Here is a 17,413-nt window from a genome sequence, read left to right as displayed (position 1 = left end):
GCGAAAGTGCGGCAAACGACCACATGGCGAAAAATTTTTCGGCGGCTACAAGGACGCCTTTGCGAGCAGGCTCGCTCCCACAAGGAAATGCATTTCAAAGGTGGGAGCGAGCCTGCTCGCAAAGGCCTGCGCAGCAGCCCCGGGCATGTGTATAGAAGTTGTAACTGGGCGAACCGGATCATAAAAGCTAGAGTCTGATGGTTTCACGCAGGCCCGAACCAACACCTGCGCATTATTCAAGGAGCCTTCATGCACACATTTCGCCGCAGCGCCGCCCTTCTCGCCCTGACCGTCGGCAGCATTGCCAGCCTTCCGGCCCTGGCCGCCGATGAGCTGCACTACAACCAGATTTCCCTGCGCGCCGAAGTCAGCCAGGAAGTGGCCCGCGACCTGATGATCGTGACGCTCTACACCGAAGCGCAAAACACCGACCCGGCCAAACTCGCCGCCGATGTCAGCACCACCATGAACAAAGCCCTGGCCCAGGCCAAGCAAGTCAAAGACATTACCCTGCGCCAGGGCAGCCGCAACAGCTACCCGATCTACGACACCAAAGGCCAGAAAATCACCGGCTGGCGTGAACGTGCCGAACTGCGCCTGGAAAGCTCTGACTTCGCTGCCCTGTCCAAACTCACCGGCGAACTGCTCGGCGACCTGAAAATGGGCGGCATGGATTTCGCCATCGCCGACCCGACCCGCAAGGCCAGCGAAGACCAATTGCTCAAAGAAGCCGTGACCGCCTTCAAGGCCCGCGCACAACTGGCCACCGACGCCCTGGGCGGCAAGGGTTACAAAATCGTCAACCTGAACCTCAACAGCAACGGTTATCCACAACCGTACCTGCGCGCACCGATGATGATGAAAGCCGCGGCGATGGATTCGGCGCCAGTGACGCCGGAAGTCGAAGCGGGCACCAGCCAGGTCAGCATGACCGCCGATGGCTCGATTGAAGTGTTGATGCAGTGATTTGATCTGGGCTGAATGAAAAACCGCCGATCTGTGAAGGGTCGGCGGTTTTTTTGTGCCTGGGATTTGCTGTGGATGAACCACCGCCTTCGCGAGCAAGCTCGCTCCCACAGTTTGAAATGCGTTCCACCTGTGGGAGCGAGCCTGCTCGCGAAGAACGATAACGCGGTCTCAGGTCTGCGGATCAACCCGATCCAGCGCCCGATTCACCGCCAGCTCGGCCAGCATGATGATCTGCTGAATCGCCAATGCCGTACTGCGCTCGGGCCGGCCCAGCTGATCGGCAAAGTTACCGGTTAACGTGTTCGCCGACGCCAGTGACTCACAGGCATGCGCCAGCAGGCTTTCGGTGTCGATGTTCGGCTGGATCAGGAACATCGTGCTGGGCTGCCGCGGCTTGACCGGGTCGGGACTGAGATAGAAATCCAGGGCGCGCTTGATGGCTTCGCGGGTTTTGATCTGGTCGTCGGCGCGGATGGCGTCTTCGAGTGGGGATGTGGGGTCGATAGGTGGATCGGGGACAATTTTATCTTTCATGAAAATCTGCTCGTCATTCGAGCCGCCCTTAGCCATTTCTCACGTGGCAAAGGGTGGCAGCTATGTGCGGAGTGAGAAACCGGTGAGCAGAAAACCGGCCAGACCGAAGTCTGCCCGCACACAGCCGCCATAAGGCATTGCTACAGCTAATAAGCCGGCCGCAATTATGGTCTTACTGATGCTAGTTTCAAGCTCGGCGGGTTCTCACACCCGATCACTGAACATTCAGCGACACCCAGAGCCTAGAGAGCGAGCGTCCGACGGACAACCTGAAAACCTTGTGGGAAGGTTCTGGTTATTTGACACAGATTTAAACAACCAAAAGCCAACCCTCACCCTAGCCCTCTCCCAAAGGGAGAGGGGACTGACCGAGGTGATTGCGAGAGATACGCCGACGTGAAATACCGAGTCGAACTCAGATTCCGAAACAGATCAAAAGCCCCTCACCCTAGCCCTCTCCCAGAGGGAGAGGGGACTGATCGCGGTGTTTGGAAGAAGTACGCCGACGTGCGGTACCGCGTTGAACTCGGGCTTTGAAAAGCAAACAAATCGGCCCCCTCTCCCTCGGGAGAGGGCTGGGGTGAGGGGCAAGAGCACCACAAAACAAAAGCCGAACACCCGCGCTCTTCCCCACTCAATAGGCCGAGTGTCAGCTCGCCTGCTCTTGATCTTGATCCACGGGCGACGTCGGAAGGCTGAGTGGAGGGATTGATCCGGGCGTGGGAGCGCAGCGACCGTTTGGCGAAGCCAAACACAGCGAGAGGAGGTGCAGCGAAGCAAACCGGAGACGCTGCGCCCGGATCGATCCCGCAGCGAAGGAACCCCGAGCCCCAGCGAGCGGGCCGCACGTAGGAGCAAGCGTTTTTTGCTTACTTTTTTTGGCGTTTGAAAAAAAGTGAGTCGCCGTAAGGGCGAAACCCTAAGCCGCCGTTACCGCAGCAACGGATATACACACAAGTGCTAGATATGCCGAGATAGACGCTTCAACAGGAAAAACGATATTTCCGCCAACACCCCCGCCCCAGCTACTCTTCCACGATTACCACCGCCGATTCCCCGGGGGACCCCATGCCAAGATCCACCCTAAAACCGCTCTTGATCTCCCTCGCACTAACCGCCATAGCCCCGATCGCCAACGCCGCCACAACCCTCGTCTACTGCTCCGAAGCCAGCCCGGCCGGCTTCGACCCCAGCCAATACACCAGCGGTACCGACTTTGACGCCTCCGCCGAAACCGTCTTCAACCGCCTCACCCAATTCAAACGCGGCGGCACCGACATCGAACCCGGCCTGGCGACAAAATGGGACGTCTCCAGCGACGGCCTGCAATACACCTTCCACCTGCGCAAAGACGTGAAATTCCACACCACCGACTACTTCAAACCCACCCGAGACTTCAACGCCGACGACGTCCTCTTCACCTTCCAGCGCCTGCTCGACCCGGACAACGCCTTCCGCAAGGCCTACCCCGCCGAGTCCCCGTACTTCACCGACATGGGCCTCAACACCACAATCAAATCGGTCGAAAAACTCGACGAGCAAACCGTGCGTTTCAACCTCAACAACGTCGACGCCGCGTTCGTGCAAAACCTCGCCATGAGCTTCGCCTCGGTGCAATCGGCCGAATACGCAGCCCAACTGTTGAAAGAAGGCAAAGCCGCCGACCTCAACCAGAAGCCGATCGGCACCGGCCCGTTCGTGTTCAAGCGCTACCAGAAGGACTCGCAGATCCGCTACGCCGCCAACACGGCCTACTGGAAACCTGAAGACGTCAAAATCGACAACCTGATTTTCTCGATCACCCCGGACGCCGCCGTGCGCCTGCAAAAACTCAAGACCGGCGAATGCCAGGTCAGTGGCTACCCACGCCCGGCCGACATCGAGGTGATGGAAAAAGACCCGAACCTGCGCGTGCTCAAGCAGGCCGGTTTCAACCTCGGCTTCCTCGCCTACAACACCACCCACGCACCACTTGATCAACTCAAGGTACGTCAGGCGCTGGACATGGCCATCGACAAACCGGCGATCATCAAAGCCGTCTACCAAAGTGCCGGCCAACTGGCGCAAAACGCCTTGCCGCCAGCGCAATGGTCGTATGACCCGAACATCAAGGACGCTCCCTACGACCCGGCAAAAGCAAAGGTGCTACTGAAAGAAGCAGGGGTTGCGCCGGGTACAACCATCAACCTCTGGGCGATGACAGTGCAGCGCGCTTCGAACCCGAACGCGCGGATGTCGGCACAGATGATCCAGCAGGATTGGGAGAAAATCGGCATCAAGGCCAACATCGTCAGCTATGAATGGGGCGAATACATCAAGCGAGCGAAAAATGGTGAACACGACGCGATGATCTATGGCTGGACAGGTGACAACGGTGACCCGGACAACTGGCTCGGTGTGCTCTACAGCTGCGCGGCGGTCAAAGGCAGCAACTACGCCAAATGGTGCGACCCGGCCTACGACAAACTGGTCCAGCAGGCCAAGTTATCCACGGACAGAGACCAGCGGGTAAAACTGTATCAACAGGCGCAACTGATCCTTAAACAGCAGGTGCCGATCACACCGATTGCCAACTCCACGGTGTTCCAGCCACTGCGCAAGGAAGTTACTGACTTTCGTATCAGCCCGTTCGGTCTGACCCCCTTCTATGGCGTGGGTATAAATAAGTAACACCGAGCCCCAAGGCGGCGCGCACAACGTGACCAATGCACCGTTTTGGGGCTTCATTCGCACCGTAAAAACCATCCGCAAACGGTCAAATGCGTCAGAAGTTATACAGATGCGACATTAAGGTACGTTCGTGCCACGCTTTGAGGCCGGTAGTCGCTCTGGATCTTGCATTGGGTATGGCCCCTGCATAAGTATCCGCAGGCACGACTCACGAGGTCGTACCTCACAACTAAAAAATGACAACAAATCATGAGGCCAACATGCTTAAACACGCGGTCATTCCGTTTTTAGTCGGCGCAGGCTTGTTAGCCTCCGCACCGTTCGCATCCGCTGCGACTAACCTGGTGTTCTGCTCCGAAGGCAGCCCGGCCGGTTTCGATCCAGGCCAGTACACCACCGGAACCGACTTCGACGCCTCAGCCGAAACCATGTTCAACCGTCTGACTCAGTTCGAGCGCGGCGGCACCGCCGTGATTCCTGGTCTGGCGACCAAGTGGGACATTTCCGATGATGGCCTGACTTACACCTTCCACCTGCGTGAAGGCGTCAAGTTCCACACCACCCCGTATTTCAAGCCGACTCGTGAGTTCAACGCCGACGACGTGCTGTTCACCTTCAATCGCATGATTAACAAGGATGACCCGTTCCGTAAGGCGTACCCGACCGAATTCCCGTACTTCACCGACATGGGGATGGACACCAACATCACCAAGATCGATAAAGTCGACGACCACACTGTCAAGTTCACGTTGAAAGAAGTGGATGCCGCGTTCATCCAGAACATGGCCATGAGCTTCGCGTCGGTACAGTCCGCCGAGTACGCTGCCCAGCTGCTCAAGGAAGGCAAGGCTGCCGACATCAACCAGAAGCCGATCGGCACTGGTCCGTTCGTGTTCAAGAGCTACCAGAAAGACTCCAACATCCGTTACACCGGTAACAAGGATTACTGGAAGCCGGATGACGTGAAGATCGACAACCTGATCTTCGCCATCACCACCGACCCGTCGGTGCGTATTCAGAAGCTGAAAAAGAACGAGTGCCAGGTCACCCTGTTCCCGCGCCCGGCCGACCTGAAAGCGCTGAAAGAAGACAAGACGCTGAAGATGCCTGACCAGGCTGGTTTCAACCTGGGTTACATCGCCTACAACGTGATGGACAAGGTAAAAGGCAGCAACGAAGCGAACCCGCTGGCTGACCTGCGCGTACGTCAGGCGCTGGACATGGCCGTAAACAAGCCACAAATCATCGACTCGGTTTACCAGGGCGCGGGCCAACTGGCCGTCAACGCCATGCCGCCGACCCAGTGGTCTTACGACACCACCATCAAAGATGCCAAGTACGATCCTGAGAAAGCCAAACAGCTGCTCAAGGAAGCCGGCGTCAAAGAAGGTACCGAAATCGTTCTGTGGGCGATGCCGGTGCAGCGTCCATACAACCCGAACGCCAAACTGATGGCTGAAATGCTCCAGTCCGACTGGGCCAAGATCGGCTTGAAAGTGAAGATCACCAGCTACGAGTGGGGCGAGTACATCAAGCGTTCCAAAGGTGGCGAGAACCAGGCCATGATCATTGGCTGGAGCGGTGACAATGGTGATCCGGACAACTGGCTGAACGTGCTGTTCGGTTGCGACTCGCTCAGCGGCAACAACTTCTCCAAGTGGTGCGACAAGAAGTTCGACGGCCTCGTCAAAGAAGCCAAACGCACAACCGACCAGGCCAAGCGCACCGAACTGTACAAACAGGCGCAACACGTCCTCAAAGATGCAGTCCCGATGACACCTATCGCTCACTCGACGGTGTACCAACCCATGCGCGCCAACGTGCAGGACTTCAAGATCAGCCCATTTGGCTTGAACTCCTTCTACGGCGTCAGCGTCAGCAAATAAGGCACTGCAGCGGCGACGTTTTTAACGTCGCCGTTGTTTTACCTGCCGGGAAGTCAGGAAATTGCCTACAGCCAATTCCACTGTGGATTACCGCGGCGGTATAGGACGCGTTGCCTTTTCCTACGAGCTTTAAGGCATTTACGTATTTACTGCCAGGACCGCGGCCCCTACCGTCGGGTACTGACCAGTTTCTGCGTGGGCCACCGGTTTGCCGTACTGAATGGATTGAGTTCGATGTGGCCAAAATGTCTCCGAATGAGATGACGGCGCATTGAGCAACACTAAAAAAGAGGGAGCGTCATGCGCCATACCTTGGTTTTTTCCGCATTGCTGAGCGCTGGTCTGTTGGCCGCGTCGTCGGCCAGTTTCGCCGCCAGCAAAAGTCTGGTGTTCTGCTCCGAAGGCAGCCCGGCGGGTTTTGATACCGCGCAATACACGACGGCCACCGACAATGACGCGGCCGAACCGCTGTACAACCGTCTGGTCGAGTTCGAAAAGGGTGCGACCAACGTTGTTCCGGGTCTGGCAACTACGTGGGATATTTCCGAGGATGGTCTCAAGTACACCTTTCACCTGCGTGAAGGTGTGAAGTTTCATACAACGCCGTACTTCAAGCCGACTCGCGACATGAACGCCGATGACGTGCTGTTCACGTTCAATCGCATGCTGGATGCCCAGCAACCTTTCCGTAAGGCTTATCCCACCGAGTTTCCGTATTTCAACGGGATGAGCCTGAACAAGAACATCGCCAAGGTCGAAAAGACCGGGCCGCTGACCGTGGAATTCACGCTCAACAGCGTCGATGCCGCGTTCATTCAGAACATCGCCATGAGCTTCGCCGCCATCCTGTCGGCCGAATACGCCGAAAAACTGCTGGCCGAAGGCAAGCCAAGCGATATCAACCAGAAACCGATCGGTACCGGGCCGTTCGTGTTCAAGAGTTATCAGAAAGACTCGAACATCCGTTACACCGGTAATAAACATTACTGGGATCCGAGCCGGGTCAAACTCGACAACCTGATCTTCGCGATCAACACCGACGCTTCGGTGCGCGTGCAGAAGCTCAAGGCCGGCGAATGCCAGATCACCTTGCATCCGCGCCCTGCCGATGTTGAAGCGCTGAAGGCCGACCCGAAACTGCAACTGATCTCCAAGCCGGGCTTCAACCTCGGTTACATCGCCTACAACGTCCGCCACAAGCCATTCGACCAGCTCGAAGTGCGCCAGGCGCTGGACATGGCGGTGAATAAACAAGGGATCCTCAACGCTGTTTATCAAGGCGCCGGTCAATTGGCCGTCAACGGCATGCCGCCGACTCAATGGTCCTACGACGACACCATCAGAGACGCCGCCTACAACCCGGAAAAAGCCAAAGAGCTGCTCAAGGCTGCCGGCGTCAAGGAAGGCACTGAGATCACCTTATGGGCGATGCCGGTGCAGCGCCCGTATAACCCCAACGCCAAACTGATGGCCGAAATGCTCCAGGCGGACTGGGCCAAGATCGGTCTGAAAGTGAAAATCGTCAGCTACGAATGGGGCGAGTACATCAAGCGCACCAAGAACGGCGAGCACGACATCAGCCTGATCGGCTGGACCGGTGACAACGGGGACCCGGACAACTGGCTCGGCACGCTGTACAGCTGCGACGCCATCGGCGGCAACAATTACTCCATGTGGTGCGATCCGGCTTACGACAAGCTGATCAAAGAGGCCAAGGTCGTCACCGACCGCGACCAACGCACTGCGCTTTATAAACAGGCTCAGCAATTGCTTAAACAGCAAGTGCCGATCACGCCTGTCGCCCACTCGACGGTCAACCAGCCGTTAAGCGCGAGGATCGAGGGCTTCAAAGTCAGCCCGTTCGGTCGCAACGTGTTCTCGGGTGTCGGTATCGATTAAACCAGACGATTAGCCGCAACGCTGGGGGGCGCTGTCTAGCCCCTCACGCAAGCGTTTTGCCGAAATTCGCCAATCCGGCCTTTTGCAAACGTTTGCGATGTGTGAATGAGTTCTAAACCAATAACCGGCATACCAAAAAAAGCCGGCATAAAAAGAAAGTAAAGGAGCTTCACCCATGAAACTGAGCAGCACCGCGATACTGGCTCTGGCCATCAGCAGCGTCACCGCCACGGCTTATGCGGAAACACAAAGTCAGGCCTTCACCCCGGTGACCGTCAACGAGAAGAGCGCCCAGGCCGAAGCCACCGGCTTCCTCGAAGGTCAATCGATCAGCGGTTCGACCCGTAACTGGTATGCCAACGAGCAACTCAAGCGCGGCGGCAAGTTCGCTTACCGCAAGAACGGTCAATCGGCAGAAACAGACCGCCGCATCAACTGGGTGCAAGGCACAATCATCAAGTACAACTCGGGCTTCACCGAAGGTACTGTTGGTTTCAGCACCGAAGTGGCGGCTTACAACGCCATCGCGCTGGAGCGTGATCGCGAGAACCTGGCCTCCAACAACGGCGGCGCACCGGGCACCCGTCCAGGCGCGGGCAACAACCGTACCCTGACCCGTGAAGGTGGCGATGCTGTCGGCCAGTGGAGCAAACTCGGCCTGGCCAACGTCAAGGCGCGGATTTCCAACACTACCCTGACCGCCGGCCGCATGAACTTCAGCAGCCCGCAGGTCGACGTGATCGGCAACCGTCCGCTGCCGTCGAGTTTTGAAGGTATCGCGATCCACAGCGAAGAGCTGAACAACCTCGCCTTCGATCTGGCAACCTTCGACCGCGTTTCGCCTCGTACCGAAGAGAGCCTGAGCAAATTCCGCTCCGAATACGGCGACATCAATGCCGAAGCGGATCACGTGAACACTGCCGGTATTTCGTACCAGCCGTTCGCCAGCCTGACCACCAGCCTGTGGGGCACCCAGGCTGAAGACCTGTGGAACCAGTACTACTTCGGCGCCACCCACGTACTGGGTGACAGCTCGATCCTGAGCCTGACCACCGGCCTGAACTACTACAAGACAGTCGACGAAGGCAAAAAACTGCTGGGCGACATCGACAACGACACCTACTCGCTGTCCTTCGGCCTGACTCACCTGGCGCACACCCTGACCTTCTCCTATCAGGAAGTGAACGGTAACGAGTACTTCGACTACCTGCACGAAACCAACGGTATCTACCTGGCCAACTCCCTGCTCTCGGACTTCAACGGCCCGAACGAGAAATCCTTCCAGGTTTCCTACGGCATCAACATGGCCGAATACGGTGTACCGGGCCTGAAGTTCAACATCTACCAGGCGCGCGGTTGGGGCATCGACGGTACTCACTACAAGGGTGGCGGCTACGACGGCGTGCAGGCGATGGACGGCGAGCACCACTATGAATATGGCATCGGTGCAACCTATGCCGTGCAGAGCGGGCCACTCAAAGCCACCACGATCCGCGGCACCTACACCGCCCACCGTGCCAGCGAAAACCAGGCTGACGGCAGCATCAACGAGTTCCGTCTCGTGACCACGATTCCGTTCAACATCCTGTAAAAAACGCCAACCGACGGCTGACTCATGAAGAGTCGGCCGTTCGGTTTTTTGTCTTCAACCGATTGCAGAGGGTTATCGATGAAAATGCTTCCCCTACGTGCGGCCATCGCGGCCGCGTTGCTGAGTGTCGCCGTCGGCGTCTCGGCCAAACCCTTGGTGGTCTGCACCGAAGCCAGTCCGGAAGGCTTCGATATGGTCCAGTACACAACTGCAGTCACGGCGGATGCTGTGGCCGAAACCATCTTCAATCGCCTGGCCGATTTCAAACCCGGCACCACCGAGGTGATCCCGGCGCTCGCCGAGTCCTGGGACATCAGCGAAGACGGCCTGACCTACACCTTCCACCTGCGCAAAGGCGTCAAGTTTCACACCACCGAATATTTCAAGCCGACCCGCGACATGAATGCCGACGACGTGGTCTGGAGCTTCCAGCGTCAGCTGGACCCGAATCACCCGTGGCACAAACTGTCGAGCGTGGGCTTCCCGTACTTTGAAAGCATGGGCTTCAAGGAACTGCTGAAAAGCGTCGAGAAAGTCGACGACAACACGGTCAAGTTCACCCTGACCCGTCGCGAAGCGCCGTTCCTGGCTGACATCGCCATGGCGTTCTCGTCGATCTACCCGGCCGAATACGCCGACCAGTTGCTCAAGGCCAACAAGACCGGCGATCTGAACAACAAGCCGATCGGCACCGGCCCGTTCATCTTCCAGCGCTACGCCAAGGATGCGCAGGTGCGTTTCAAGGCCAACCCGGATTACTTCCGTGGCAAGCCGCCGGCCGACGCGTTGATCCTGGCGATCGCCACCGATAACAACGTGCGCCTGCAAAAGCTCAAGGCCAACGAGTGCCAGGTCGCGCTGTATCCGAAACCGGATGACATCCCGAGCATCAAGAAAGACAGCAACCTGAAAGTCGACGAGCTGGACGCGATGACCGTTTCGTACGTCGCCATGAACACCCAGCACAAGTACATGAGCGACGTGCGTGTGCGCAAAGCCATCGACATCGCGTTCGACAAGGAAGCCTACGTCAACGCGCTGTTCGGCAAAGGCAACGCTTCGGTAGCGGTCAACCCGTACCCGCCGACCCTGCTTGGCTACAACCATGACCTGAAGAACCCGCCACGCGACCTCGACAAGGCACGCGCCCTGCTCAAGGAAGCCGGGGTTCCGGAAGGCACCACTTTCACCCTGTTCACCCGTAACGGCGGCGGTCCGACCAACCCGAACCCGATGCTCGGCGCGCAAATGATGCAGGCTGACCTGGCGAAAGTCGGGATCAAGATCGACATCCGTGTGATGGAATGGGGCGAAATGCTTAAACGCGCCAAGAACGGCGAACACGATATGGTCTCGGCCGGATGGGCGGGCGACAACGGCGACCCGGATAACTTCCTGACGCCTATGCTCAGTTGCGAAGCCGCCAAGAACGGCGAAAACTACGCGCGCTGGTGCAACGAGAAATTCCAGGCATTGATCGACGAAGCACGGGCTAAAGTAGATCCGGCCGAACGCGCGAAGCTCTATGAACAGGCTCAAGTGCTGTTTAATCAGGATCAGCCATGGATCAGCATGGCCCACACCCGGATGTTCACTGCAATGCGCAACAACGTAGAGGGCTACCACATCAGCCCTCTCACCACTAATAACTTCGCCACCACCCAGGTGAAGTAGATAAGAAACTCCCGGCGTCCCTGACCCCAGGGATGCCGGGCACGCCTAACCGGCTGATGAGGTACCACACACGATGTTTAGTTTTATTGCCCGCCGACTGGGGTTGTTGATCCCCACGTTTTTCGGCATCACCCTGCTGACTTTCGCGTTGATTCGCATGATTCCGGGCGACCCCGTGGAAGTGATGATGGGCGAACGTCGGGTCGACCCCGAAATGCACGCTCAGGCAATGGAACGCCTAGGTCTGAACAAGCCACTGTATGCCCAGTATCTGGACTACATCGGCAAACTGGCTCAAGGCGATCTCGGCGAATCCCTGCGTACCCGTGAAAGCGTATGGACCGAGTTCACCTCCCTTTTCCCGGCGACCCTGGAACTGTCCATGGCCGCCCTGCTGTTCGCCGGCATTCTGGGCCTGCTGGCCGGGGTGATCGCGGCACTCAAGCGAGGATCGCTGTTCGACCACGGGGTGATGGGCATCTCCCTCGCGGGCTATTCGATGCCGATTTTCTGGTGGGGCCTGATCCTGATCATGTTCTTCTCGGTGAGCCTGGGCTGGACCCCGGTTTCCGGGCGGATCGACCTGCTCTACGACATCGAGCCGCGCACTGGCTTCATGCTGATCGACACGCTGTTGGCCGACGACATGGGCGCGTTCTTCGACGCGCTGCATCACCTGATCCTGCCAGCCATCGTGCTCGGCACCATTCCGCTGGCGGTGATCGCACGGATGACCCGTTCGTCGATGCTCGAAGTGCTGCGTGAGGACTACATCCGCACCGCCAAGGCCAAAGGCCTGTCGCCGTCGCGCGTGGTGTTCGTCCACGGTCTGCGTAACGCGCTGATTCCGGTACTCACCGTGGTGGGTCTGCAAGTCGGCACCTTGCTGGCCGGTGCGGTTCTGACTGAAACCATTTTCTCCTGGCCCGGCATCGGTAAATGGCTGATCGAAGCCATCGGCGCCCGGGACTACCCGGTTGTGCAAAACGGCATCCTGTTAATCGCCTGCCTGGTGATTCTGGTCAACTTCGTAGTGGACATCCTCTACGGCTTTGCCAACCCACGCATCCGTCATCAGCGCTGAGGTCCATACCATGAGCACTCCAACATCCTCAGTAGCTACCGCCGCTTCCACCGCGGATCAAAGCCTGCTGTACCCGTCACCGTACAAAGAATTCTGGCAAGCCTTCTCCAAGAACAAGGGCGCGGTTGCCGGCCTGCTGTTCATGCTGCTGATCATCTTCTGCGCGATTTTCGCGCCATGGGTCGCGCCGCATAACCCGAGCGAGCAATACCGTGATTTCCTGCTGACGCCACCGGCGTGGCTGGAAGGCGGGCAGATGCAATTCCTGCTCGGCACCGATGAGCTCGGTCGCGACTTGCTGTCGCGTCTGATCCAGGGTTCGCGCCTGTCGTTGCTGATCGGTTTGTCGTCGGTAGTGATGTCGTTGATTCCGGGGATCCTCCTCGGTCTGTTCGCCGGGTTCTTCCCGAAGATGATCGGTCCGACCATCATGCGTCTGATGGACATCATGCTGGCCCTGCCGTCGCTGCTGCTGGCGGTGGCGATCGTCGCCATCCTCGGCCCTGGCCTGATCAACACCGTAATCGCTATCGCTGTGGTCTCGCTGCCGTCCTACGTGCGTCTGACCCGTGCTGCCGTGATGGGCGAACTGAACCGCGACTACGTGACCGCCGCGCGCCTGGCCGGTGCCGGGCTGCCCCGTCTGATGTTCATCACCGTGTTGCCCAACTGCATGGCACCGCTGATCGTTCAAGCGACTTTGAGCTTCTCCTCGGCGATTCTCGATGCTGCCGCACTGGGCTTCCTCGGCCTTGGCGTACAACCGCCAACCCCTGAGTGGGGCACCATGCTGGCCTCGGCCCGCGACTACATCGAACGCGCCTGGTGGGTGGTAAGTCTGCCTGGTTTGACCATTTTGCTCAGCGTGCTGGCAATCAACTTGATGGGCGACGGTCTGCGCGATGCGCTGGACCCGAAACTCAAGAACGCCGCCTGAGGAGATTCCCATGTCACTGCTAGAAATCAAGAATCTCAACGTTCGCTTCGGCGACAAGACCGCGACGCCGGTGGTCGATGGCCTCGACCTGAAAGTCGACAAGGGCGAAGTACTGGCCATCGTGGGCGAGTCGGGTTCCGGTAAGTCCGTGACCATGATGGCGCTGATGGGCCTGATCGAGCATCCCGGCATCGTCACTGCCGACTCGCTCAGCTTCGACGGCAAAGACATGCTCAAACTGAGCAACCGTCAGCGCCGGCAAATCGTCGGCAAAGACCTGTCGATGGTGTTCCAGGACCCGATGACCGCGCTGAACCCGAGCTACACCGTCGGCTTCCAGATCGAAGAAGTGCTGCGCCTGCATCTGAAAATGTCCGGCAAGCAAGCGCGCAAACGTGCGATCGAGCTGCTGGAAAAAGTTGAAATCCCGGGTGCCGCCAGCCGTATGGACGCCTACCCGCATCAACTCTCCGGCGGTATGAGCCAGCGTGTTGCGATCGCCATGGCGATTGCCGGCGAGCCGAAACTGCTGATCGCCGACGAACCGACCACGGCACTCGACGTGACGATCCAGGCACAGATCATGGATCTGCTGCTGGCGTTGCAGAAAGAACAGAACATGGGCCTGGTGTTGATCACTCACGACCTCGCGGTCGTGGCTGAAACTGCCCAGCGAGTTTGCGTGATGTACGCTGGCCAGGCCGTTGAAGTCGGTCAGGTACCGCAACTGTTCGACATCCCGGCGCACCCGTACAGCGAAGCGCTGCTCAAGGCGATTCCCGAGCACAGCCTCGGCGCCTCGCGCCTGTCGACCCTGCCGGGCATCGTTCCGGGCCGCTACGACCGTCCGCAGGGCTGCCTGCTGTCGCCACGTTGCCCGTACGTGCAGGACAGCTGCCGCGCGCAGCGTCCGGGTCTTGATCCGAAAAGCCACAGCCTTGCCCGCTGCTTCTTCCCGCTGAACCAGGAGGTGGCGTAATGGCCGTCGTACTTACCGCCCGCGACCTGACCCGTCACTATGAAGTCTCCCGAGGCCTGTTCAAGGGCCATGCGACCGTGCGCGCGCTAAACGGCGTGTCGTTCGAACTGGAAGCCGGCAAAACCCTCGCCGTAGTGGGCGAGTCGGGCTGCGGCAAATCCACCCTCGCCCGTGCGTTGACGCTGATCGAAGACCCGTCGTCCGGCTCGCTGAAAATCGCCGGCCAGGAAGTGGCTGGCGCCGACAAGGCCCAGCGCAAGCAACTGCGCAAAGACGTGCAGATGGTGTTCCAGAGCCCGTATGCGTCGTTGAACCCACGGCAGAAAATCGGTGATCAACTGGCCGAACCGCTGCTGATCAACACCAACCTGAGCGCTGCCGAACGTCGCGACAAAGTCCAGGCGATGATGAAGCAGGTCGGCTTGCGTCCTGAGCACTACCAGCGTTATCCGCACATGTTCTCCGGCGGTCAACGTCAGCGTATCGCGCTGGCGCGGGCGATGATGTTGCAGCCGAAAGTGCTGGTGGCGGATGAGCCGACTTCGGCGCTGGACGTGTCGATTCAGGCGCAGGTGCTGAACCTGTTCATGGATCTGCAGCAGGAGTTCAACACCGCGTACGTGTTCATCTCGCACAACCTCGCGGTGGTGCAGCACGTGGCCGATGACGTGATGGTGATGTACCTCGGTCGCCCGGTGGAACTGGGACCGAAAAACGACATTTACGAGCGTCCACTGCACCCGTACACCCAGGCGCTGCTGTCGGCGACCCCGACCATTCACCCGGACCCGAACAAGCCGAAAATCAAGATCGTCGGCGAACTGCCCAACCCGCTGAACCCGCCACCGGGCTGCGCTTTCCACAAGCGCTGCCCGTATGCGACCGAGCGTTGCAGCACGGAAGAGCCGGCGTTGCGCCAGCTCGACAGCCGGCAGGTGGCTTGCCACTACGCCGAGCAGTTTCTCGACGGCGCGGCATAAGTAAATCCGTTGGCGGGTAGTGAACCTGTGGGAGGGGGCTCGCTCCCGAAGGCGGTGTGTCAGTCGACTCGTGATTGACAGATCCATCGCCTTCGGGAGCAAGCCCCCTCCCACAGGGTAGTTTTGAAATCAAAAATTTCGCAGGCTCACAGGTTAAACAAACCCCTTCCACCTCGATTGCGCATCAGTCGAGGCAGAAGGGGTTTTCTTTTGCCAGCGATCTACGTCTGGCTGTCGCCCTCGTCATCCGGATCATCAGTGTCCGGCTCATCGGTGGTCGAGTCGTCATCATCGGCACTGCCGCCCTGCCCCTGATCGCCTGGCTCGGACTCGGACTTGGCCAGCATCAAGCCGCTGTGCCCGACCTGATCATTGAAGGCCTGGGAATCGTGATCCTCGCACTCGGCCCAGGCCGTCGCGGTGCCAAGGGACAGCATGACCATCACTTTCAACAGCAATAAAACCCGTAGCAACCTGCTTTTCATAGCCGACTCCATCCATTTTCAGGTGAGACATTCGTGCCGGACTGGCGCTGTGTGAAATCTAGTTCCGATCCGTAGGGTTCACCAGATAGGACGCTAACGGGCAGGCAGAAATGCCCTTCGCCGACAGACGGGTTTCGAATAACGTCTATCGCCGGATCAGCTAAGCGGGCGCGTCGCTTGCCAGGTCAGGGGAATCGACATCAACACCAACACGGTGCTGGCCAGCCAGACGCTGTGGCCACCGAAGTTGCCGTACAACTGGCCGCTGAGCACCGGCGACAACAACGCACTGGCGCTCCAGCTCATAAAGAACAGGCCAAAGTACTGACCGCTTTTGCCGCTTTGGGCAAACTGCATCGCCAGCACATTCAGCGGCGGCATGAACAACGCTTCACCCAAGGTCCAGATCAGCGTCGACAGGCAGACAAACACCAGTCCGGAGCCGAACGGCAACATGCCCAACCCGCCGGCCAGCAATAGACTCCCTGCGAGCATTTGCCGACGCGTCCCCCAGCGCTCGCCCCAGTGCGTCAGCGGAATCTGCAGGGCGATCACCAGCAACGCATTGAGCCCGAACTGCCAGCCGATCGCCTCGGTGCTCAACTGATAGTAATCACGCAGATAATTACCCAGCGTGCTGTAGACCGTGTCGAAGGCGATGCCCAGCACGGCCGTCGCCGCCAGCAACCACAGGAACGGTTTATCGCGATACGGCACCCCCGATCCACCGGCAGCGGTCGTGGAGGGCTCGTCAATGATCAGCACCGGACGATGCCACGTGGTGCGAACAAACCACAGCAGCGCCAGCAACGTCATCGCCGCACTGCCAAAAAATACCCAGCGAAAATCCGCCTGTGCCAACACCCCGCCCGCCACACCCGCAGCGGCCATGCCGAGGTTACGCGCCACCCGGCTCAAGGCCTGTGCGCGCGAGCGTTGAGCGACTTCGCAATATTCCATGATCAGGCGCTGGTGCAAGGTGCGGATAGCCCCGTCGATCGTCCCACTGAGCAACAGCAATGCCGCCAGCAACGGCACATGCGTGACCAGCCCCAGCAGGATCAGGACCCATACCGAGATGAAGAACAACGCTGCCGTCAGCCGCGCCGTGCGCACGTGATCACTGAGCCAGCCGCCGAGCATCGAACCCACCAGCAAACCCGCGCCATAGGCCGACAGCAACCAGCCAACCGTCTCGATCGCCAGCCCCAGCTCCTGACGCAGGTACAACGCCATGAACAGCTTGACCATGCTGCTCAGGCGATTGATGAACAGCAGCGCCGCGAGCACCCAGGCCATCACGCTGAAATAACCGCTGAGGTGCAGCAGGTGAGTCAGTCGACTCGTCATTCCATTGACCTCTCAAAGCGACGTGCGTGGAGCTGGAACACTAACGGCCAGAACGCGGGTTGTCGCGTACGAGAACATCGAGATCACAAAAAACGGAGTCGTCCTACAGCCATCGCGCGCACTAACCCAGAAACCGACTTGAGATCAAAAGCCCCTCACCCTAACCCTCCCGAAACGTCGGACCGCCCGGAGGGAGAGGGGACTGACCGAGTTGATTGCGAGAGCTACGCCGACGTGCCATACCGAGTCGAACTCAGATTCTCAAACAGATCAAAAGCCCCCTCACCCTAGCCCTCTCCCGCAGGGAGAGGGGACTGACCGAGTTGATTGCGAGAGCTAGGCCGACGTGACATACCGAGTCGAACTCAGATTCTC

At 58.9% G+C, this 17,413-nt stretch carries 13 protein-coding genes; 10 read left to right on the top strand and 3 right to left on the bottom strand.

Features of this window, described 5'->3' with window-relative positions; all coding sequences use genetic code 11:
• The first annotated feature begins 249 nt into the window (after positions 1 to 249).
• On the top strand, positions 250 to 966 hold the full coding sequence (locus tag ACM6IV_RS16325; protein ID WP_414870782.1) for an SIMPL domain-containing protein: 717 nt from the start codon (positions 250 to 252) through the stop codon (positions 964 to 966).
• 171 nt (positions 967 to 1,137) lie between these two features.
• Here the strand turns inward: ACM6IV_RS16325 and ACM6IV_RS16320 are convergent, their stop codons facing one another.
• The gene (locus ACM6IV_RS16320; protein ID WP_414870781.1) at positions 1,138 to 1,503 is read right to left on the bottom strand and encodes a DUF6124 family protein; all 366 of its coding nucleotides are present in this window, start codon (positions 1,501 to 1,503) and stop codon (positions 1,138 to 1,140) included.
• Between the two features lie 1,068 nt (positions 1,504 to 2,571).
• Here ACM6IV_RS16320 and ACM6IV_RS16315 point away from each other — a divergent pair.
• The 9 genes from ACM6IV_RS16315 to ACM6IV_RS16275 all read left to right on the top strand — a co-directional run bounded on the left by ACM6IV_RS16315 (position 2,572) and on the right by ACM6IV_RS16275 (position 15,203).
• Entirely contained in the window at positions 2,572 to 4,173 is a 1,602-nt protein-coding gene (locus ACM6IV_RS16315; protein ID WP_414870780.1) for an ABC transporter substrate-binding protein, read from the top strand.
• Between the two features lie 260 nt (positions 4,174 to 4,433).
• Entirely contained in the window at positions 4,434 to 6,059 is a 1,626-nt protein-coding gene (locus tag ACM6IV_RS16310) for an ABC transporter substrate-binding protein (RefSeq protein ID WP_414870779.1), read from the top strand.
• A gap of 300 nt (positions 6,060 to 6,359) precedes the next feature.
• The gene (locus ACM6IV_RS16305; protein WP_414870778.1) at positions 6,360 to 7,958 is read left to right on the top strand and encodes an ABC transporter substrate-binding protein; all 1,599 of its coding nucleotides are present in this window, start codon (positions 6,360 to 6,362) and stop codon (positions 7,956 to 7,958) included.
• A gap of 175 nt (positions 7,959 to 8,133) precedes the next feature.
• A complete protein-coding gene (locus tag ACM6IV_RS16300) occupies positions 8,134 to 9,549 on the top strand; it encodes an OprD family porin (protein WP_414870777.1) in 1,416 nt (471 codons plus the stop codon).
• 78 nt (positions 9,550 to 9,627) lie between these two features.
• Complete coding sequence (locus ACM6IV_RS16295) at positions 9,628 to 11,223, top strand: ABC transporter substrate-binding protein (RefSeq protein ID WP_414870776.1); 1,596 nt, start codon at positions 9,628 to 9,630, stop codon at positions 11,221 to 11,223.
• Between the two features lie 73 nt (positions 11,224 to 11,296).
• On the top strand, positions 11,297 to 12,307 hold the full coding sequence (locus ACM6IV_RS16290; RefSeq protein WP_414870775.1) for an ABC transporter permease subunit: 1,011 nt from the start codon (positions 11,297 to 11,299) through the stop codon (positions 12,305 to 12,307).
• A gap of 10 nt (positions 12,308 to 12,317) precedes the next feature.
• Positions 12,318 to 13,244 (top strand): ABC transporter permease subunit, encoded by a 927-nt coding sequence (locus tag ACM6IV_RS16285; protein WP_414870774.1) that lies wholly within the window; start codon positions 12,318 to 12,320, stop codon positions 13,242 to 13,244.
• 10 nt (positions 13,245 to 13,254) lie between these two features.
• Entirely contained in the window at positions 13,255 to 14,223 is a 969-nt protein-coding gene (locus ACM6IV_RS16280; RefSeq protein WP_095125386.1) for an ABC transporter ATP-binding protein, read from the top strand.
• Complete coding sequence (locus ACM6IV_RS16275) at positions 14,223 to 15,203, top strand: peptide ABC transporter ATP-binding protein (RefSeq protein ID WP_414870773.1); 981 nt, start codon at positions 14,223 to 14,225, stop codon at positions 15,201 to 15,203. The genes ACM6IV_RS16280 and ACM6IV_RS16275 overlap by 1 nt, the downstream gene beginning before the upstream one ends.
• Positions 15,204 to 15,424: 221 nt before the next feature.
• Here the strand turns inward: ACM6IV_RS16275 and ACM6IV_RS16270 are convergent, their stop codons facing one another.
• Both ACM6IV_RS16270 and ACM6IV_RS16265 read right to left on the bottom strand, forming a co-directional pair.
• Positions 15,425 to 15,688, bottom strand: coding sequence for a hypothetical protein (locus ACM6IV_RS16270; RefSeq protein WP_414870772.1), 264 nt, complete (start codon positions 15,686 to 15,688; stop codon positions 15,425 to 15,427).
• A 156-nt stretch (positions 15,689 to 15,844) separates the two neighbouring features.
• Positions 15,845 to 17,038, bottom strand: coding sequence for an MFS transporter (locus tag ACM6IV_RS16265; RefSeq protein WP_414870771.1), 1,194 nt, complete (start codon positions 17,036 to 17,038; stop codon positions 15,845 to 15,847).
• Positions 17,039 to 17,413: the final 375 nt, after the last annotated feature.

It is taken from the genome of Pseudomonas sp. IT-347P, assembly GCF_949768005.1.
In the GTDB taxonomy this organism is placed as follows: Bacteria; Pseudomonadota; Gammaproteobacteria; order Pseudomonadales; family Pseudomonadaceae; genus Aquipseudomonas.
The sequence above is the reverse complement of the archived record's forward strand: the minus strand, read 5'-3'. Positions and strand labels throughout refer to the sequence as shown.